Source organism: Neobacillus notoginsengisoli (genome assembly GCF_003515685.1).
Lineage (GTDB): Bacteria > Bacillota > Bacilli > Bacillales > Cytobacillaceae > Bacillus_D > Bacillus_D notoginsengisoli.
In genome coordinates this window covers 1-20,266 of sequence record NZ_QWEG01000012.1, presented here as the reverse complement: position 1 = coordinate 20,266, position 20,266 = coordinate 1, and the positions used below count along the sequence as shown (strand labels likewise).

24 protein-coding genes and 1 pseudogene are annotated in these 20,266 nt (G+C 38.2%); 24 read left to right on the top strand and 1 reads right to left on the bottom strand.

Annotated elements, in window-relative coordinates; genetic code table 11:
- The first annotated feature begins 76 nt into the window (after positions 1-76).
- The 22 genes from D1B31_RS17840 (at position 77) to D1B31_RS17735 (ending at position 19,169) form a co-directional block, all read left to right on the top strand.
- Complete coding sequence (locus D1B31_RS17840; RefSeq protein ID WP_118922948.1) at positions 77-3,760, top strand: PKD domain-containing protein; 3,684 nt, start codon at positions 77-79, stop codon at positions 3,758-3,760.
- Positions 3,761-4,078: 318 nt separating this feature from the next.
- Entirely contained in the window at positions 4,079-4,399 is a 321-nt protein-coding gene (locus tag D1B31_RS17835) for a hypothetical protein (RefSeq protein WP_118922946.1), read from the top strand.
- A 364-nt stretch (positions 4,400-4,763) separates the two neighbouring features.
- Complete coding sequence (locus D1B31_RS17830) at positions 4,764-5,297, top strand: hypothetical protein (RefSeq protein ID WP_118922944.1); 534 nt, start codon at positions 4,764-4,766, stop codon at positions 5,295-5,297.
- Positions 5,294-5,569 carry a hypothetical protein gene (locus tag D1B31_RS17825; protein WP_118922942.1) on the top strand — a complete coding sequence of 92 codons (276 nt, stop codon included), beginning with the start codon at positions 5,294-5,296 and terminating at the stop codon, positions 5,567-5,569. Before D1B31_RS17830 ends, D1B31_RS17825 begins: the two co-directional genes overlap by 4 nt.
- A 23-nt stretch (positions 5,570-5,592) precedes the next feature.
- Positions 5,593-5,964 (top strand): hypothetical protein, encoded by a 372-nt coding sequence (locus D1B31_RS17820; RefSeq protein ID WP_118922940.1) that lies wholly within the window; start codon positions 5,593-5,595, stop codon positions 5,962-5,964.
- 46 nt (positions 5,965-6,010) lie between these two features.
- Positions 6,011-6,397 carry a hypothetical protein gene (locus D1B31_RS17815; RefSeq protein WP_118922938.1) on the top strand — a complete coding sequence of 129 codons (387 nt, stop codon included), beginning with the start codon at positions 6,011-6,013 and terminating at the stop codon, positions 6,395-6,397.
- A gap of 86 nt (positions 6,398-6,483) precedes the next feature.
- A complete protein-coding gene (locus D1B31_RS17810) occupies positions 6,484-7,353 on the top strand; it encodes a hypothetical protein (protein WP_118922936.1) in 870 nt (289 codons plus the stop codon).
- Positions 7,354-7,392: 39 nt separating this feature from the next.
- Positions 7,393-7,536 (top strand): hypothetical protein, encoded by a 144-nt coding sequence (locus tag D1B31_RS24385; RefSeq protein WP_158587588.1) that lies wholly within the window; start codon positions 7,393-7,395, stop codon positions 7,534-7,536.
- 154 nt (positions 7,537-7,690) lie between these two features.
- Complete coding sequence (locus D1B31_RS17805; protein WP_118922934.1) at positions 7,691-9,391, top strand: adenine nucleotide alpha hydrolase family protein; 1,701 nt, start codon at positions 7,691-7,693, stop codon at positions 9,389-9,391.
- Between the two features lie 74 nt (positions 9,392-9,465).
- A complete protein-coding gene (locus D1B31_RS17800; RefSeq protein WP_158587587.1) occupies positions 9,466-10,473 on the top strand; it encodes a GAF domain-containing protein in 1,008 nt (335 codons plus the stop codon).
- A 1-nt stretch (position 10,474) separates the two neighbouring features.
- The gene (locus D1B31_RS17795) at positions 10,475-10,675 is read left to right on the top strand and encodes a hypothetical protein (protein ID WP_118922930.1); all 201 of its coding nucleotides are present in this window, start codon (positions 10,475-10,477) and stop codon (positions 10,673-10,675) included.
- A 163-nt stretch (positions 10,676-10,838) separates the two neighbouring features.
- Positions 10,839-11,984, top strand: coding sequence for a DUF418 domain-containing protein (locus D1B31_RS17790; protein ID WP_118922928.1), 1,146 nt, complete (start codon positions 10,839-10,841; stop codon positions 11,982-11,984).
- A 74-nt stretch (positions 11,985-12,058) separates the two neighbouring features.
- On the top strand, positions 12,059-12,346 hold the full coding sequence (locus tag D1B31_RS17785; protein WP_118922925.1) for an AbrB/MazE/SpoVT family DNA-binding domain-containing protein: 288 nt from the start codon (positions 12,059-12,061) through the stop codon (positions 12,344-12,346).
- 263 nt (positions 12,347-12,609) lie between these two features.
- A complete protein-coding gene (locus D1B31_RS17780; RefSeq protein WP_118922923.1) occupies positions 12,610-12,957 on the top strand; it encodes a DUF6018 family natural product bioysynthesis protein in 348 nt (115 codons plus the stop codon).
- Positions 12,958-13,005: 48 nt separating this feature from the next.
- The gene (gene radC / locus D1B31_RS17775; protein ID WP_118922920.1) at positions 13,006-13,647 is read left to right on the top strand and encodes a RadC family protein; all 642 of its coding nucleotides are present in this window, start codon (positions 13,006-13,008) and stop codon (positions 13,645-13,647) included.
- A gap of 89 nt (positions 13,648-13,736) precedes the next feature.
- Positions 13,737-14,141, top strand: coding sequence for a single-stranded DNA-binding protein (locus D1B31_RS17770; RefSeq protein ID WP_118922917.1), 405 nt, complete (start codon positions 13,737-13,739; stop codon positions 14,139-14,141).
- A gap of 75 nt (positions 14,142-14,216) precedes the next feature.
- Complete coding sequence (locus D1B31_RS24640) at positions 14,217-14,675, top strand: hypothetical protein (RefSeq protein ID WP_192894796.1); 459 nt, start codon at positions 14,217-14,219, stop codon at positions 14,673-14,675.
- Complete coding sequence (locus D1B31_RS17760) at positions 14,656-15,054, top strand: hypothetical protein (RefSeq protein ID WP_158587586.1); 399 nt, start codon at positions 14,656-14,658, stop codon at positions 15,052-15,054. Before D1B31_RS24640 ends, D1B31_RS17760 begins: the two co-directional genes overlap by 20 nt.
- A gap of 1 nt (position 15,055) precedes the next feature.
- The gene (locus D1B31_RS17755; protein WP_240035325.1) at positions 15,056-16,132 is read left to right on the top strand and encodes a DUF6094 domain-containing protein; all 1,077 of its coding nucleotides are present in this window, start codon (positions 15,056-15,058) and stop codon (positions 16,130-16,132) included.
- Between the two features lie 52 nt (positions 16,133-16,184).
- Positions 16,185-18,116 carry an LPD1 domain-containing protein gene (locus D1B31_RS17750; RefSeq protein ID WP_158587585.1) on the top strand — a complete coding sequence of 644 codons (1,932 nt, stop codon included), beginning with the start codon at positions 16,185-16,187 and terminating at the stop codon, positions 18,114-18,116.
- Between the two features lie 272 nt (positions 18,117-18,388).
- On the top strand, positions 18,389-18,895 hold the full coding sequence (locus D1B31_RS17740; protein ID WP_240035339.1) for a nucleotidyltransferase domain-containing protein: 507 nt from the start codon (positions 18,389-18,391) through the stop codon (positions 18,893-18,895).
- Positions 18,888-19,169, top strand: coding sequence for a hypothetical protein (locus D1B31_RS17735; RefSeq protein ID WP_118922907.1), 282 nt, complete (start codon positions 18,888-18,890; stop codon positions 19,167-19,169). The genes D1B31_RS17740 and D1B31_RS17735 overlap by 8 nt, the downstream gene beginning before the upstream one ends.
- An 8-nt stretch (positions 19,170-19,177) precedes the next feature.
- Here D1B31_RS17735 and D1B31_RS24380 read toward each other — a convergent pair whose 3' ends face one another.
- Positions 19,178-19,498 (bottom strand): hypothetical protein, encoded by a 321-nt coding sequence (locus D1B31_RS24380; protein ID WP_158587584.1) that lies wholly within the window; start codon positions 19,496-19,498, stop codon positions 19,178-19,180.
- Positions 19,499-19,511: 13 nt separating this feature from the next.
- Here D1B31_RS24380 and D1B31_RS24375 point away from each other — a divergent pair, with 13 nt between their 5' ends.
- Together D1B31_RS24375 and D1B31_RS17725 are read left to right on the top strand one after the other, a co-directional pair.
- Positions 19,512-19,988: a hypothetical protein gene (locus D1B31_RS24375; protein WP_158587583.1), complete on the top strand. Its 477-nt coding sequence runs from the start codon at positions 19,512-19,514 to the stop codon at positions 19,986-19,988.
- Between the two features lie 24 nt (positions 19,989-20,012).
- A pseudogene (locus D1B31_RS17725) lies at positions 20,013-20,266 on the top strand (DNA cytosine methyltransferase); the annotation flags it as partial.

Genomic DNA, 20,266 nt, shown 5'->3' with positions numbered 1-20,266 from the left:
TAATTTTTAATTACCCTCCTTTTGAATCAAGGTAATAAGTTATTCTTGTTACTTTGATTCAGAAGGGGGTGAATTATTGGGGTTTTTTAAGAAAATTTTAGCTACACTATTTCTTTTCTCTTTATTATTATCATTCGTCCCATCAGCTCAAGCAGCTGTTCCGATGGTTACATTAACGGGGCCCTGGTCTGAACAGCATTATGATGATAATCCTACTGCATATGATGGGAAAATATGGGGTGGTTGGCTGCTAAGAGCAGTAAACGTAGAAAGAACAATATGGTATCGTGACCGGACTGAGTTTCAATATATTAGTCCGATGTTAGATGATCCCAATGAATGGGTTCCAACCTCGAACCAGGTAGCTGTGGAAATATTGAAATTCCCTTATTATGGTGCCCGTAGTTATCCTATTTCCATACGAGATTGCGGAGGAACGGCACCAGGAGCAGGGAACTGTCATCCGCATACATTTAAGCCTACTGCTCCTGAAAACCAGTGGGCAATAAAAATAGCCAAGACTCATTGGAAATATCATTACAACATGGATTATTACAACGGTATTTTAGGACCATATTACGTGTTTTTTGCAGGGCAGCAAATGGGCTATAAATACGAAATTAAATACAGAGAGAAGCAAGCGCCTACTGCAAATTTCTCCTATAGCCCTAGCACAATTTATAACACGACAACTGTTTCTTTTACAGACACCTCAACAGATCCAGATAATCAAACAATGACCTATCAATGGGCCTATCGAACTCCTGGTTCTACAACATGGACTAACTTCTCGACATTGAAAAATCCAACCAGGAATTTGAATATTAAAGGCAGTTGGGGAATTAGACTTACAGTAAGGGATGCTGATGGGTTAACATCAACGGTTTCTAAAAATTTGGTAGTCTCTAACCGAGCACCAGTCGCCAGTTTCACGCATAGCCCTACAACAATTTATAATAATACGAATGTTTCTTTCACGAATGCTTCTACTGATCCCGACGGGGACACATTGACATATCAATGGGCTTATCAAGCTCCCGGGTCGACCACTTGGACTGACTTTTCAACAGTAAAAGACCCGAGCCGTATCTTTAACATCAAGGGCACTTGGAACATTCGCCTGACAGCTTCTGATGGTACAGCCAGCCATTCGGTGACGAGGGCTTTAACCGTTTCTAACCGGGCACCGGTCGCTAGCTTCACTCATAGTCCGACAACAGTTTACAATAATACGAATGTTTCTTTCACAAACAGTTCTACTGATGCTGATGGGGACACATTGACTTATCAGTGGGCCTATCAAGCCCCCGGTTCGACAACTTGGACTAATTTCTCAACAGTAAAAGACCCGAACCGTATCTTTAACATCAAGGGCACTTGGAACATTCGCTTGACTGTTTCCGACGGTACAGCCAGCCATTCAGTAACGAGGGTACTAACCGTTTCTAACCGAGCACCGGTTGCTAGCTTCACGCATAGTCCGGCAACAATTTACAATAATACGAATGTTTCTTTCACAAACGGTTCTACTGATCCGGATGGCGATACACTGACTTATCAATGGGCTTATCAAGAACCCGGTTCGACAACTTGGACTAATTTCTCAACGGCAAAAGACCCTAGCCGAGTATTCAATATCAAAGGTACTTGGAGTATTCGCCTGACGGTTTCCGATGGTACAGCTAGCCATTCAGTAACGAGGACTTTGACTGTTTCAAACCGAGCGCCGGTTGCCAGTTTCACTCATAGTCCTTCAACAATTTATAATGATACGAATGTGACGTTTACCAATAGTTCTACTGATCCCGATGGTGACACTTTGACATATCAATGGGCATATCAAGCACCAGGTTCGACAACTTGGACTAATTTCTCGCAAGTAAAAGACCCGAACCGAGTTTTTAACATCAAGGGCGCTTGGAACATTCGCTTAACTGTTTCAGATGGTACAGCCAGTCATTCAGTCACAAGGGCTTTAACCGTTTCTAACCGAGCACCGGTCGCTAGCTTCATGCATAGCCCTACAACGATTTATAATGATACGACTGTGTCATTTACAAACGGTTCTACAGATGCCGATGGAGACACACTAACGTATCAGTGGGCCTATCAAGAACCCGGCTCTACAACCTGGACTAGCTTCTCCACAGTTGAAAACCCTAGCCGTACCTTTAATATTAAAGGCACTTGGAATATTCGCTTGACGGTTTTTGACGGTACAGACAGCCATACAGCAACGGGGACTCTGACCGTTTCAAATCGAGCACCGGTAGCCAGTTTCACGCACAGTCCAACAACTATTTATAATAATACGACTGTTTCTTTCACTAACGGTTCTACTGATGCTGATGGAGACACACTGACCTATCAGTGGGCTTATCAAGCTCCCGGCTCTACCACATGGACTAGCTTCTCCACAGCTAAAGACCCGAGCCGAGTTTTCAATATCAAAGGTACTTGGAGTATTCGCCTGACGGTTTCCGATGGTACAGCTAGCCATTCAGTAACGAGGACTTTGACTGTTTCAAACCGAGCACCGGTCGCTAGCTTCACGCATAGTCCGGCAACAATTTATAATAATACAAATGTTTCTTTCACTAACGGTTCTACGGATCCCGATGGTGACACTCTGACTTATCAGTGGGCTTATCAAGAACCCGGTTCTACAACGTGGACTAACTTCTCAACAGTAAAAGACCCGAGCCGCATCTTTAACATTAAAGGCACTTGGAACATACGCTTGACTGTTTCTGACGGTACAGCTAGTCATTCAGTGACGAGGGTTTTAACCGTTTTAAACCGAGCACCTGTGGCCAATTTCACGTACAGCCCTACAACAATTTATAAAGATACGACGGTTACTTTTAACGATAGCTCTACTGATCCTGACGGTGATACGCTTACTTATCAATGGGCATATCAGGAACCAGGAAGTACTTCATGGATTAATTTTTCTACAGTTAAAAACCCTTCAAGAGTTTTAGACATAAAAGGTACTTGGGGAATTAGGTTGACGGTTACAGACACAAGCGGAGCAACCGCTTCAGTAATTAAAAATCCTGTTGTAGTAAACAGAGCACCGGAAGTAACGGTATCCTATACCCCAAATGAGCCATATGAAGGGGACACAGTTAATGTATGTGTAGTACCCACAGATAAAGACAATGATCTGTTAAATGTTCAGCTTTTTGTGTCTAAGGATGGGGCAGCAGAGCAATTAGTAATGAACAAATCAAATGTTGTTAGCAATACTCAGCAATGCTATTCCTTCGTTTCCGAAGTTGGAAGGTATGACCTAAGAGTCACCGTAAGCGATGGCGCGGAAATAACTACTTCTTCCACCTGGTTTTATTCAAAAACTCTTATTTTAAATGGATATGTAAAACATACTGAGTTTTGGGAGGATAAGCATCAATCCTTGGGAAATAGGGAAAATCAATTTTACAGTGGAGAAAAGTTTATATTAGAAGCTGATACATCTCAATATCCAATAGAATATGTGAAAAGTACTCTTATTGCTTCCAGAGAAAATGGAACACCAGTTTCATCCCCCTCCACATTAGCTAAGTCTACAAGTACTTTTTATATAGGTGAGTTGTATGATCCGACATTTCTTGACTATCCAACTAATTTAAAAGTTGGTCCCGCTGCTTTTGAATTTGAAGTGAAATATACAAACGGTGTTATAAAAAAAGCCACTGTACCTATTGAAATAATTGCTGATTCATTTGAAGTCTTTAAACTTCATCGAAGCTATTAATATTTAAGCTTACTCATTATGAGTAAGCTTTTTTTTTTACTTTTTGAGGACAAAAAGATATCATTTACACCGAATACTTATGATAAGTTGTAAAAAAATGAATAATCAGAACTAATGTTTCTATTATTTTTCCCTAAATTGGAAGTATAATAGAATTATGTTTTATGAGGTTTAATAATCAGTTAATAGGGTAATATAAAATGTTTGGTTTTATATCTATTTTTTTGTTTACTCTAAATCATTGTGAAAATCTACAGTAGAGCATATTAATTAGATTACAATTAATTTAACTATAAGACTATAAATGGGGTTATCTAAATGATAAAAGCAATGAATTTTATTGAATCGTTTTTTATTAAGAGAATATACTTCCCTGGAGAAGACTCAAATACAATCACAGAACTCATTTCAGTAACTAAAGAAGTAGTCCACAATGTTAATGGTGTAAAAGTAGTGACTCCAGAGATTTTATCATCTTGTATTTGTGACATTAATGCAGAAGATTTGAAAGAAAAAGGGTTAGACCCATTGGAAGTTCCAGATAATAAAAAATTTATTTCTAGAGAACAGGCTATGAAGCTTACTGATTTAGTAGAAGATCAAGATTCTTTTCATAAAGCAGCAACCGATTTATTTTAATACTTGTATCACTAATCCTAGAATGGTAAACTTTAATCATAGTTTCTTTTGTTTTTTTGGTTTTAGTTAGCATTCTTGCTACGTTTATTGTATGAAACGTTGGAGCCTTTGGGCTTAGTCTTTAAGCATATTTTTATGCGTATTAGACTATGCCCAAGGGCTTTTTTTGCATTTTGGGAGGTGGTTTATGAGATAACGGTTTTAGGGTTATGAATCTAAGAAACTTTAAGAAAGAGGGCTGAAAACATGGGCTTTATTTGTTGTTCTTGTGAACAAAAATGCGAACAGGACTATCCTTATTACTTTATCAGAGGAAAAGAGTATTGTTCGGATTGTTTAGTTTCCAGGTTAGGGGTTGAACTTAATGTTTAAGATTACCTGTTTTGCTCCTGTCGAACCTAAACAATTAGCAAAGGCTTTAAAAGGCATCCATTTTAAGGTTGTTAAGAACGGTTTTGAATGGAAAATGGACGAATCTACGTTTCGGATTGAACCATTTCAAAATCAGCCGCGGGATAGTATGAAAGGTTATCGAGTCTATTTTGATGGGGATATTCATGGAGGCTTCTATCTATTCGACCTATCTTTAGGAGTGCTAAGCGCCGAAGTAACTGGTGTCGAATACATCTTGGATCATCCCGAAATGAAGCATTCCGATTGGATTAAGCTGCTAAGAAATAGACCTTCGTACCAAATGGTTGATTCAAGGGGAATGTTTGTAAAGCAAGGAATTGGAGTTGTATTAGTAAATGATACGGTTATTCTGCAACTCCGCAGCCGAAAAAACAAAAAACTAATAATGGTGGATGCTACTAAAAAGATCGATTTTATCCGGGAAGAACTAATGCCGGTAGAATTCGATCTTTTTTCATTTGCCGCCCAGGAGGAAATCGCATGATTATTGAATTTTATATTGGCTCTGACCAATTTGTAGTGTCGGGTGAAAAGATTTTTAAGAATGGTGAGGTTATTGCGGAAGGAGTAGTAAATGTCCAACATCTGATGATGAATGAACCGGCCTGGTTCATAGTCGATCAAGGTGAGGAAATACCGGTCCTATGTATTAAAACCAAACCAATTACAGCGGTTCTTCCACACAATCAATTCGCTAACGGCCAAAGGCTCCAACCAAATAAATCACAGTCGAATGTTAATGAAATTGCATTGTAAATCAAAAGACTTAGGAGGCTATTATGAGAAAGAACATTTATCGAATTCTCTTTAAAGAAAATGGGCAGGAGCGGGATAACCTAATTAGCCAGGACTGTTTGCCGGCTTTTTATCATCAGTATAAAGATTGTAGGGACTTTAAGGTTATGCACCATGGAACGTTGCTGCTTAAAGTGGAAAATGGTGTTGTAACTGACTTTAGCGATGTGTCTCTAGAAACTGAATTAGATAACCATCTAACAGGGCTTGGTGAACCTCTGAAGTTGTTTAAGGTTACCCAGGAGGTATTAGCAGTTGAAACTCTTTATTTGCTTTCAACAACGGGTGAACAGGCTTATAAGGACTTCTTACAATGGTCTATTTTTAAGCCAATTAACATTTCACAAGTTGCTTAATTGCTTTCCCTGGCTTTCTTATAACTTTCAGAATGGAGGATTACCTATGCCAATGGCCTGCAGGGCTTATCTAATCCATGAAGGAGAAACTACAGAAATAATTGTTAATATCAACAACCTGGCTGTTTTGGTTAAGGAGAAAAGTGATATTAGCGATATTGTCGTTGTAGGGCCTTTCAACAACCATTTTATTCTTAACTTTAAGAAGGGCAAGATTCGCTTTTGCTCAGATCCTAAAGTAAAAGAAATAGTTGAAGCTGGTCTAATGAAAATTGATTCCGAATCTAAAACAGAGCTCTTTTTCTATAAGGGGTTTATTCAATATCGTAGCATTCAAACAGTAAACATTTGTGCTGCATCTGAACTCCAGGCTAAAGAGGTTGTACAAAAATGGACTTCGGCCCCGCTGAAGCATCTCATTAAAGTCGCTTAATAGCCTATATAATTCTCCCTTTCTAGTGGGGATCATCTAAAAATGACTCCCTGGTACTAGATTGGGGAGTCTTATGAGGTGATAAAATGGCGAAAGGCAAAAAAACAAAGTTATCAGTGGCGGCCAAATTGATGGAGACTTTTATCGAAGAAGGTAAATATCCTGAGATGAAGCAAACTGAAGGAAAAATAAAAAAGCTGACTACTAACGTAAAAGAAATTCTGAAGGACTCCGATTCAAAGCGTCATGAATTTAAAGAGGCTGGACTTGTTGGCCGGTTCACCGCAAAGAAGGTTTATAAGACTGACTATATTGCGCTGAATGAGTATTTATATGACGTTGGCTTACTGCTTCAGGTAGCTGAAATTGATAATAAAGCGATTGATAGCAATGAGTTATATCTGGAAATGATTCAGGATTTCAAGTTAACGGATAGTTTTTATATTAAGCCAAATTTCAATAAGTTAGGAAACGCCTTAAATAAAATTCCCCAAAACTTTGCTATGGCTGACCAATGGGATCTATCTGTCGCTATCAAAGAATTGGCCATATTAAAGTCAAAGGAAAAACATTTAAATAGTGATTATGAGATTTTGAAACGAAAATTTATGAAATTGCCAGAAATTCAGCATTTAATGAAACAAGCAAAGCGTGAACCTATTCATCATAAATACGGAAGCCTTTCTGTAATTGCCAACCAACCTAAATATGACATTCCCGCTATATGTGACTATATAGGGGAGTGGATGCTCATTGAGTATGGAAAACCAAATTCTCGCCTCTTAGAGCAGTTCATTTTAAATGGCACAATATCAAAAAAGGACATTGAACAGTTTAGGACCGTTGTTGATATCCGACTAGAGTTTGCAGTTATGACCTTGGAGGATGAGAAGCTTGTCTTTGAAATGCTGGACAAAAAAAATCGGATGGCTGCTGCCAACCGAATGGGCGCTTAATGCATCTAATAAAACAAAATACACTGGAGGTAATTTATTATGCTACGAGCTTTTTCTATAAATGAGGATTATGTGGAGATCATTACAGAAAATGGTTTGGTTAGAAGTTATGTTTTTATGATTTCTAAAAATAAGTATTTTGAGCACAATGGTGGGGTATATAAGGTAGCTGACCTGGCTTGAAATGAATAGGGAAAATTCTTGCAAATTTAGCAGGAATTCTCCCTTTTTTCTTCTATGTATTGCATCAACAAATAAATGAATAGGGGGTGCAGATCCTCTGCTAAATATTCTTAGCGGGGGATTACCCCCCTTTTATTTGGCTGCAGGATAGCATATGGATATTACTCAACAAGTTAAAGAGGCAATTAAACAAAACTATCTTACTGATAATCGAAAGCAAGCGGTTCTTTTTAGTGCGGGTAAGGATAGTTCTTACCTACTCACTTTATTTTGGGAAGTGCTGCTTGAATTACCGGCACATCTAAGAACAAAGACTGTCTACGTCATGAATTCAGACACTGGGGTTGAAGCTCCAATTATGTCCGATTACGTGAATAGTACACTTAGAAAAATTGAACAACAAGCTGCCTTGCAGGGACTTCCAATCGTAGTAGTAAGAGTAAAACCCAATATGAAGAATAATTTCTGGTACAGGATTTTGGGGCGCGGTACACTTATTTCGACTCCAAACACGAAACATCATCCTTGTACGCATTGGCTTAAAATCGGACCCACCCAGGAAAAGTTTAAGGAGTGGATTGCTTCTGCTCCTATTAGGTTAGGAGAAGATAAGTCAGTTATCACTTGTTACTTGGGCGTCCGTAATGAAGAGGGAGCGAGACGAAAAGCTTCAATTAATAAGTTCCAGGTAAGCGAGGACTCATTATGGGCGAAACACTCTGATTTTGAAGAAATAATGTGCTTTCACGCGATCAAGTGGGTTACTGCAGACGAGCTTTGGTTTGAATTATTAAGCCGGGGAACCCTTCCTTATGGTGTCACAGCTGAAGAGTTGTCGATTCAATACGGTGAGGGCATTCTGGAATGTGGTATAAAAACTGCAAAAGAACAAGGACAAAGTTCTTGTGGAGCATCCGGAGGAAGGCTTGGATGCTGGACTTGTGGAATGGTTAGCGGCAGAGACCCTATGTTATTAAGGTTCATAGCAGAAGGACATAATTACCAAGGCTTACTCGAGTGGAAAACACTAATGCTGGCCATGAGGAACGACATAAGATACAGGGAAATCTTTCCGAGACAGCATTATAATCGTATGAAAAAACAAAAAGGGGACAAGCCGGCACAGGTTGATTTATTTGATATAGATGAAACCACCAAGGCTACCAATTACTTTGAGACCTATGGAAGGGCAACAACCGATTCGTATGCACCTGGCGGAATGAATTTAGAAGGCCGCAGATTACTTCTGGAGCATCTTCTTTATATCCAGGAAAGGGATAACCTTCCTCTAATCTCAGAGGACGAAATTCAGTCCGTTTTGAATGCCTGGGAGGATACAGAGGGAATTCGTTTGAAACGCTCAGCAATTAAGCCCAAAGCTTTCAAATACGATGGTGAATTGGTCTTTCTTCCTGATAAGACTACAAACAAAAAGCTAACGAAAACTTGTAATGAAGTATTTTACATTACAGTTGAGTTGAATAAGGAGGAAAAAGAACTTTACACTTTCTTAAAAGACAGGCAAAGGGCTAATCAAACGAGCTTGTATTTCTTTCCAGACACAACGGAGTTTTATGATATGAAGCTTGTATGGAATAAAGTTACCTTTATTGTGTGTAAAGATGAGATTACAACGAAATTAGAAGCTACAGAACTGGTTCATAAATGGCTTGGCTGGATATATGGCTCTTTTACAGAGGAAACCAAGAAAGCAGCCCTTAATTATTTAATATTATCTGCTCTTTCAGAAGGATTAAACCAAAGAAATAAAAAACAGAAAAGTTTTGTTTCAACTAATTTGGAGCCACTTCCTGTAACACAAAATGAAGCGGGCCAATTAGTTTTTGCTATTTAAAACAAAACGAAGACAGGTTACATTTATCAAGTATAATTAATTTAAGAATATTAAAATTAATGCGAGGGAGAATTATGGAAAATAATCATTTTGAAGAGGAAGAAACAATAAAAGAAAAGCCTTTGTCAAAACCAATGGTTTTAGCTTGCTACCTGGTTGCTTTGTTATTAGTTGTCTCAATTGTGTATGGATTTACAGGAATAATTGCTGATATACTGACAAAAGCTTTAAATAAACCGGTTAGTAGAATGGACATCACAAATAGCATTGCTGTAGTTTTTCTTATGTATAGGCTAATGCGGATAGTTGGAGACCATTGGAGAAGCAATCCAAAAAATGAAATTGGAACAGCTGTAACCAATCTGCCAAATCCGTTTTATGACCCTAGCTTCAGGAAGGGGCCGCTTTTAATACAGAAAGAATACAGTGCTTTGGTTACTAAATACAAATTGACACAGTTAGCTATGAAAAAAATAAACGAAACATTAATAGCAGGAATGGATGCAGCATCCCGCCAAAAAGCTCAAATAAAAGTAATGTTAAGGCATAATGAAAATGCAAACCGCCTATTAAGGTCCTATAATTTTTTGCATTTCATAAAAGACGCTGATACAACACAGAAAATGTTAAAGAATATACTTGAGGAATGCATTACTGTGCTTGAAAAAGACCAAAGTGATAAATCTATTTCCCTTTTTCGAGTAAATGAAAATGAACAACTTGAAATTATTGAATCCGTAAGAATTAACGCAGAATCAATCGCCAAAAGAGTTTTTTCTAAGGGTGAGGGGTTTGCGGGTTCAGTTTGGGGTAAAGGAAAACCAGATTTTGAGAACAATGTTGTTTCTTCAGATCCAAGGTTTCATGACTTGGGATTACAAGCTACACCCATTGGTTCGATTTTGGGTTTTCCATTAAATGTAGATGATCAAATACTAGGGGTTCTTTGTATACAGTCAGAAGAAAAAGATGGTTTTGTTATCCCATCAGATTTAAGGACTGTAGAATTTTATGCTCGCCTTTGCACCTTAATTCTGTTATGTGATAAAATAAAGAATAAATCTAAGCGGGGAGGAATATAACATGGCAAATACTGCATTAAAAGAGACACCAAAGACAACCGGTTATAGTGATATAGATCAACTATTCCATGACACAGATAAATTCCTTCAAGACGCTGAACAAATACAAGAGGAAATCGTGGCATTACTGAAGTATAAGCCTGTCGATCCCTTTACAAAAACCCATCAGAGGCCAAGATTTCGGTTGAGAACTACAAAATAGTCAAAACCGCTAGAACATAAAAAGCAGTCAAAACCTATTACTAGTCACTAGTAGTAGGTTTTTTCATTTTTATGAGTAGTACTAATTGTTATAATGAAGGTAGAATAACCATTTACGGGGGATTGTTAATGATGAATTGCAAAGAAAATTGGGGTGCTATTCTTTGAATCAAGTCCGTATTCAAGCATTAGACTCTATTAGAGGATTTGCTATTGTCGGGATTCTCTTAGTTAATATAATTTCTTTTTCCTGGCCAGAACTATATGATTCTTTTCCTAGCTCGTATTGGCAATCTCCAACAGAACAATTCCTACATAACTTCTCTACAATTTTTGCCCAATCCAGCTTTTACCCAATATTTGCAACGCTCTTTGGCATTAGCATGAGTTTTGTTTTTAAAAGTGCGCTTCGCAAAGGATTGAATCCTTATATCATCTTCTCAAAAAGACTATTATTTCTTCTGTTAATCGGTGCTGCACATGCCTTTTTTATATGGCATGGTGACATTTTATTAATTTATGCTATTCTTGGATTTTTACTTATGCCTTTTTACCGCTTAAAACCGAAGGCGATTGCTAATACCGAATTATTTATCTGGTTAATTCCAAACTTCCTATATGGAATGTATCTTTATGGATCAAACTTCTCGTTAGTACCTTATAATAACAGCATCATTATCCAGGAGATTATTGACGTTTATAATAGCGAATTTTCGGCAAGGTTTTTTCAAAACTTTCATGACTGGCAGCTGTCATACGTTGATAGCATTCCATTTATTTTCATTAGCATATTCCCTATGTTCTTATTTGGCCTTGCAGCAGCTAAAAGTAATTTGTTCAATCAATTTAACAAAGAAAAACGTATACTTTATGTTTTTTGGCTTATTTCCGGAGCTTTAGGCTTAACACTTAAAACACTCTTTCTAATCGAGCCATCCTATGTACTCGTTATTCATTTATCTGAGGCGTTCGGAGGCCCCATTTTAGGCTTGTTTTACTCTTTAAGCATTATCATGCTCGGACAGAGGGGAACTCGAATACAGGCAATCCTGGCTGATATCGGAAGGACGTCAATGAGCAATTACCTATTTCAATCAATAGTGGGATTAATTATTTTTAGAGTGTTTGGCTTTTATGGAAAAGTTGAACCAATCGCAACTTTAACTCTGGCCGCTATTATTATTCTACTTCAAGCATTATTAAGCCGATGGTGGTTAATGTACCACAATTACGGACCATTAGAATTTGTTTGGAAAAAAGTAACCTTTCTTCAACTTAAACCTCGCGGTAGAGGGAATGTATCTGCCTAGATTGTTTGAACTATTTCAGATTCCCCCAAAAATGCTATATAATAATTTGCAGTTCATATTTTGGGAGGATTAAAATGAAGAGTACTGGAATAGTTAGAAAAGTAGATGATTTAGGGAGAGTCGTTATTCCCGTTGAACTAAGAAGGTCTTTAGAGATAGCGGTGGGTGATTCTTTAGAGATATTTAAAGATGACAATAAAATTATTCTTCGCAAATACAAACCGGACCATGTTTGTATTGTTACAGGACAAATTACTGATTCAAACTATGCCCTAGCTAATGGAAAAGTAGTCGTTAGTCCGGAGGGAATGGAAATATTACGAAAAGCAATTGAAGAAAATTTCTTAGTGCCAGCTAATTAAATCAAAAGATTTTTAATCTAGTAGAAGTGTCTAATTGAATGATAAATATTATTGCGTATTAAGCCAATTAATAGTAGACTTAATGCATACCTTGTTTTTATTTTTTGTTTTTCTGGCAACCTATTAGGTTTGCGGGCTAAGTTATTAAACGCAGCGTCCTTTGGGACTGACTTTAAACACATTTTTATGTGTCAATTAAAGTCCGTTCTGGAGGGCGCTTTTTTGCGTTCTAATAAAAAAAAATCCAGAAGGGTGGAAATGTAATGGCTACAATGTCGCAGTTATTAGGAACAAAAGAGGATGTAATTGATAATTGTCGTAGGCAATTTCAGGTATTAACCTCTAATCAAAAGTACCGCGTAACCGCAGAAATCTTGCTAAAAGAAGGGGAGCGTCGCATTTATCGCGCCAAGTCTTTTGACAGAAATTCTGCTACTCGGGAAGTATTAACATTCGTTGCAGCTGTAGAAAATGCAACCGGTGAAACAGTCATGTGGAGATTTAAGGGTGAAAAAACATATCACATGAGCACTAATTATAATGCTCAACCTTCTATCTTCAAACGTGCGAAATCTTCACTTCTAAACTATTTTTTTGACCTGGAAGCATAGAAAAACAAAAAACTTTAAGAGACTTTACGAAAGGTTGTTGTAGAAACTATGAACAAACATTTCGCTATTGCAAAAGAAGAACTATTATTTTATGGTACCGAAAATACTTCCCTACAGAACTTGTTGGCAGTATTAATCGGATCAAAAGCAAATCCATCCATTACTGGACAACTTGCTTCATTGGGAGTAAAAGGGCTCTCTTCTTTATCTAAAGAAGAGTTACTCCAATATGAAGGAGTTGGAGAAAGCGCTGCTAATCGCATTCTTGCATCTCTTGGTTTAGCCGGGCTAATGAATAAGTACAAAATTGAAAACAAGTACACTATTCGTAGTCCAGAGGATGCCGCGAGATTATTTTCAGATATGTCTATTCTAGACCAAGAACAATTTGAAGTTGTTTTTTTAAACACCAAGAATGTTGTTATTGGTAGAAAGACAATCTTTAAAGGAACTCTAAATGCCAGCATAGTTCATCCTCGTGACGTTTTTCGCGAAGCTTTAAAACTAAGTGCTGCCTCAATTATCGTGGCTCATCAGCATCCAAGTGGTGACCCTACTCCTTCTAGGGAGGACATTGAGATTTCTAAGCGTTTAGCTGAAGTTGGAAAATTAATGGGTATTGACTTGCTCGATCATATTATTATCGGAAGCGGCAGATTCAGATCAATAAAAGAATTGGGGCATCTATAGTTTTTGTTCAGCAATGTTGTGAACAAAGAAAGCACCAGATTGGGCTAAATCAGGTAAACACAAAACAATAAAGACGAGGAGTATGTATAATGAATTCTTTGAATTTAGTTGGGCGACTTACAAAACAAATGGGTGATCTTAAAGGAGACGAAAATAAAGTCGGTCTTTTCACCATTGCGGTTCAACGGAAGTATTTGAATCAAAAGAGGGAAAGGGAAGCTGACTTTATCCAGGTGAAGGTTTTCAACAAGCTTGCTGAGAATTGTAAAAAGTATCTTGGCAAGGGAAGTCTTGTTTCTGTTACTGGATTTCTAAGGACTAGTTCTTTTGAAAGAGATGGTAAGAGAAACTTTACTATGGAAGTCATTGCTGACGAAGTACGTTTCTTGGACAACAGGAACAATCCATCTAACAACGAAGATAACAACAGCAATAATAATAACAATTATGACCCTTTCTCTGGCGGCACTCCGACAGATGATTGGCCATTCTAATAGGGGAAACCGAAGCGTTCACACTTGTGGGCGCTTTTTCTTTTTAATTAAATCTCAAATATTGGAGGAGACAAAATGGAAACGACTTATAGCGTACTATTAAAAGATGGCTCTATTGCTTTCAGGGGAACAGCATGTGACTTACGTGAAGTTTTGGAAGAGAAAATTTGTGAAGTGCTCGATTTCAACCCTATGCTTCAAGAAAATGAGGATGACGGGCACTTGCAAATGTATATTCATACTGATTCTTATGAAGATCTTTCAGACGAGGAAGTTGCTAAACTGACTGAAATTGGCATTACGGAAGATGATTCACTGGAGGCTATTTGCCAGTTGTTAAATACCCGTATTGAAGTTTATTCTGATGAACAAATTGCTTCTTGCACAATTTGCAATAAACAATATCATGATTCCTTGGTTAATAAGAAGGATTTCGTGGAGGAAGATATTTGTGAAAACTGTTTACCTAAACATCCATTCCGAAAAGACTTGATCTTACTAGGCATCGATATTTATGGGAAGGTTGCTAACTAAGAAATTAAATGGAACTAAAAGAGAGGTCATATTTACCTCTCATTTTTATTATGAAAGGGGATTTCCAATGGGGCTACCGCACTGCTACGAAGACAGGGAAGCTGTTCAACCCTTCTTGGATAGAGCCAAAGAAAGCCTCCCATTTCTGGCTTATTTAGCTATTCAGGGGGCCTACGATGATGAAGATAAGATGTTTAAGGTAGTGGCACTTACGCATCTTAAAAATTATTTTAAGAAGGCCGCCATTCCAGAAGAGCTATTTCGAGAGCTTATTAGTTTACTAGATACGTTTCAAGACCCTTATGAAGAATTTCTTGATAAACGTAACTATAGGAGCTGGGCTCAAACCAAAACCAATCTTTTAGGAGGAATCATTTAATATGAGTCATGTTGGCAATAAAATAAGAGCGGGCTTTTTCGCGACACCGGATCGTCAGGGAGAATATTTAACAAACATACTGGAAGTGGAAGGCAGCGGTGTATGGCTTGATCCAACTTGTGGTGAAGGTGAGATTTTGCATCAACTTTCATCTCGGTTCAATCTAGAGGATTGTAGTATCTCCACATATGGGGTTGAGTTGGACAAAGCCAGGGCAGAAAAAGCAAAACAGCTATTGAGCCATTGTCTTAATGCACCAATTGAATCAATGGTAATTCAAAATGATGCTGTGTCTTTACTCTACCTAAATCCACCGTATGATTTCACGATGAAAGGTATGGACGATGAGTCAGCTGACCGTAAAGAATGGACCGAGCTTGCCCGTAATACCCGCTATCTAAAAGAGAAGGGATTAATCATATATGTCATTCCTTCTTATAGGTTTGCTGATAAGCGGATCGCTAGGTTCTTGGCCACCCATTTCTATAATGTCGGCATGATGCGTTTCTCCGATGAGGATTACGAAGATTTTCGTCAGTGCATTTTCATTGGAAACAAAAAATCCGGAAAGCATAAAGAGTTTAATCAAAAGCTTTTTGATTTCCTGGTTAATATGGAGTCCGATGAATTTGTATTTTCGAAAGTTACTCCTATCGACAAATTTGTTACTGCGGGAAAAAAGTGGAGTGTTCCCCCAGGTATAGAGGAATTAAGGACATTCTACACGAAGCTTGCCCACAAATCCGATTTCTCAGAAGGCATTCGGAACAGCAAGGGATTTCAAGCGTTTATGAACCGCTCTAAACCACGACAGCTTGAAATTGGCGGTGATCCAATTCTTCCTTTGAATGTTGGACAGCTTGCCCTTCTATTAGCTTCGGGCGCAGTAAACGGTGAAATTGGAGAAGGCGAAAATTATCATTTAGTCCAAGGCCTGGAATTGGTAAAGAAAATTCCAAGTGAGGAAAAGAAAACTCATGATAATGGTAGTGTCACTACTATAACCAAGATTAAAACCAAGAGGGAAGTTTCCGTAAAAGTAATCTGCCCAACAGGTAGAATCTTAAAACTGGTATAGGGGTAAAGAAAATTAAAAAGGATGGTCAGTATCTTCCGGTTTTGAATGAAGGATGCTGAACATAACGAGGGGCAAGGAAGAACTATCTTCTTTGTCTCTTTTTTTATTAAAAACCATTGTGGAGGTCAAAGAGATGGATACTAGTCAATTATCATTGTTCCAAGTGGCATCTGAAGAAAATGAAGAATTAGATATTAGAACCGAGCAACAGGCATCTAATAAGATTGCCTATGATGTGGGAGAAAAAATTGGCGGGGCCAGAAAGGATATGGCCGCATTAAGAAAAGCCTTTGAAGAAAACAATTCTGCTTCGCTTTTGGAAGAGATTGAAAGCTTCAGCAGCGCTTTGGCGGTTGAAGTCGTTACAAAAAACAATCTCTTCAAGGGTTTTTCTCTTGAACAAGAAAGAGAAAATGAGGTTGAACCAGCTGTAGCCAGAGCAAAACAGCTTTTGATTCAGCGTATTGATGCTAGTCCTGCTGATGATTCTAAAGATGGCCGGCTAAAATTTATGAAGGCTGCGCAACATCTCCTAGCTCTAATGGAGCCAGTGAAAACGTTGGATGAGTTTTATACCTTGATAAATGAAATAGCTGGTTTACTCCGAAATGAACGGACTAACCTGGCTTATTATGAAAATACTTTTGAAACTCTCAAAACAGAACTTGGTTGTCTTGAGAAAGGTTCGGAAGAGTGGAAACAAAAATACAATAAAGCTTTATGGACAAAGAAAACACTTAACGATACTAAAAAGGCACAAGAAATTGGGTTAAGGAGCTTGGGTGAGAAATTCATTAACTTCTTTAGAAATAAAGCCAGTTATACGAGCACCTTAACAAATGCCTTAAAGGTTACGACCTGGGAAGAATTGCTTTCCAAAAAGAAGAAAAAGCAACCCTCTACACGAAAGCCGGTATGGGAAAGGAATCTGCCTGACCGTCCAGATCGTATAGGAGGGGCACAGAGTCCTATCGAAAAGCCAGAGGATTTAGTAATGTTCTTTGACTTTCGCGGTGTGGAATTTGGCCATTATATGGGGGATGAAAAAGGCATGGAGCATCTTCTCCGTTCATCAGAAGCAATGATGGATTTGGCTGAGCTTTTAGGAGTTGACTATAAGGCTGTATCCCTCGGAGGAACACTTGCTATGGCTTATGGTGCCCGCGGCAGAGGTGGCAGTGCTTTAGCCCATTTCGAACCGATTTCTAATGTCATCAACATGACAAAAGAGAAAGGGTGCTTGGGGGTCTTAGGACACGAGTGGTTCCATGCTCTAGACTCAAGACTATATAACCTTAGCCATAACTCAAAAAACGGAAAACGCGGATTTGCTTCAGAACCGGATACACTTGGTAATCACATTGATTCGTTCCTTCAACTGTTGTTTGCTGAATTAATCGACGTAATTAAGAGCGGAAACAGCATTGGGTATTACGAGAATACCAACAAGCCGGGTGAAAGATGGAGAGGAACTCAATTTAAAATGGTTTATAAACGTCATGGCGGTGACCTCTTCAAAGCCATGGAAGAGAAAGTCAAAGATGCGAGCGCAAACCTTGAATCTCAGATCCGTTATTATTCTTCTCTTTCCTATGTTACCGAAAAGGATATCGAGAAATTGAAGAAGAAAACCGAAAGAGATATTAAGTCTTTTGCTCAAGCAATTGCTTGGTACCATGAGGAACAGACAGGAGAGCGGGTTGAACGTATCCCTTATCCTTCAAATATGTCCAATTACTATCAAGCAGCTATTGCCCTGGACAAAAACAAGGTAGGTCGTTATTGGTCCGCCAATTTAGAACTTTCCGCCCGAGCCTTCGAATCCTTTATACAGGATAAGTTGAAGGCTGCCGGCAGAAGATCAGATTACCTTGTAGCAGGTACCAGGGATGGACTGGCTTTTCCAATGGATGAAGAGCGTGAAGCCATTAATAAAAAATTCGAGCAGATTTTTGAGTTTATAAAAGAAGAAAATCTGCTGTAGGGGGAAAATAAAAATGACTATTGCGGAATTGCTAAAAGTTAAGCAGACCAATAATTTGGTTCAGCTATCTAAGGACCAGTTCTTATCGGATTGTCATTGTGAACGCTGTAACCGCTCTAGCCTTACAGTAATCGATAATGACGATGGAAAGAACATGTTGGGCTTTTCACTTTGTCTTAGCTGCCAGGAAGAATAAATCAAATTATAGGGGAAGCTGACTTATAACTGAGCAGCTTTCTCTTTTTAATAAGGAGGAATAGAAGGTGGGGAAAATGGAAGTATTTCCGGCAGTTACCTTAAACGATATTAGGGAAGCTGCACTAAACCATATTGAATGTTTTTTAAATACCTTGGAAAAAGGCAGATTTAAGCCAACTATTATTTGTATGGTAGGCAGCCGGCTAAATGGCAGGTTTAATGAAAACAGTGATCTAGATATTGCCATTGCCTACAAGGGGGATTTAAGGGAAGATGACTGCTTTAACGGCCTCATGGAAGAACCACTGTTCTTTGATGAAATTAAAGTGGATTTTATTCCCTACAGCCTTGATAAAGGTAATCAAATCAATTTTGAAAAGGAGTATTATATTCTTTTTAATAGTGAGGAAACGGTAGCTACAAATGCAAAGGTAAAGTGTTGTGGTTGTAATGAAGTTACTAATAAAAGTGAATGGTCACGACCGGTTATCATTAATAAAAAATTTGTTGGTGGCTGCCCTATTTGTAATGGTGCGTTCTATGAGGATTTGGTAATGGCAGGGGAAAGCTGCCATGTATGAAAGCACTAAAAATACAATACATCAGCTTATTGATATTTATTGGTCTGATATTAAAAACACACAGGTGATTGAGGAAACACTTTGTGCTGCATCTCATTTAATTATTCCATCTTCCATTCAAAGGTTTGTGGATTCTATGGAGCGATTAATTAGTGCAGAAAATAAATTTTCCCCTTTTCTAATTATCGAACCATATGGGGAAGCATTGGAACAATTAGAACCTTTTTATTTCGCGGCAAAGCGCCGAGGATTTTATCAAGAGGAACTGAATTGAAAATTATATTAAGTGTCTAAAAGCAGGGCGGCCGTAAAGGTGCCTTGCTTTTCTTTTACCAAAAATAAAATGCGGAGGAATAACATGCAACTATCAATTTTCGATGTTACATCAAAACCAACAGAAATAGCGGCGGCCCGGGGAGAAAAAGTTATTTTTGAAAGTTGGAGGATGCTAGAGTTACTGGATTCACTCAGTGGCCAGTTCTTTCTAGTTAAAGGTAAAGACCAGTACCAGGAGTTTTGCTTACCTTTCCAAGCTGGAGAAATATCCTTTAAGTCCATCTTTAAATCATCCTTTCCACCAATAAGCGGAATAGGTTCAGTCAAAAACAAAAAACTCATGAGCTATGCAAGCATGATTGGCGACTTGAATCTGGTGATAAAACAGAATGACCTTCTGTCCTTTAATTATGACCGAAGCGTTTATCGGAACAATCATGCCAAACAATTTATAACGGAGGATAGTGTCGTAACCTTTGATCTGTCACCTAACTTCATTGAACCAGGAACTGTACGGAAGGTTAAGAAGATAACCAATTTTGAGAAATTAACCCATGATGAACAAATTAATGCCATTATCGGTAACACCTATGGGGTTCAGGTACGTTGCCATAATGATTTTTTCAATGAAATCATTTCTTACCCGGCAAGGATAACGAACATCGAAATTCACGATGACGAGCTCCTGATTGAAGGTAGCAACCACCTATATATCAAAACAAAGGGATTTGTCCGACTTCGTTATACCGGAGATCTATTGTTCGATATTTACAATGATGATGGCGGCTATACAAGGACTATTCACCTTTCCGCTTGAAGGTCGAAAAAATAGGAGGAACTCATGATGAATCTGAGATTGACTAAAGTATATACAGTGTCCAAAAAAGGCAAACCAGAAAAACCGCGGCTTTTTCTACAACATTTAGTTTGTGAGGCAGCCGGCTTTAAGGCAAGGGGAGAAATATATATTCAAATTAATGAGGGAAAGGAAGAAGTCACTTTGCAAAACTATCCTTTTCCCGACAGCCAGGACATTCATACCGTTCATGTTGCATCTAGAAAAAGCAAAGTTAGCGGTGAGGAGCGGCCATTAAT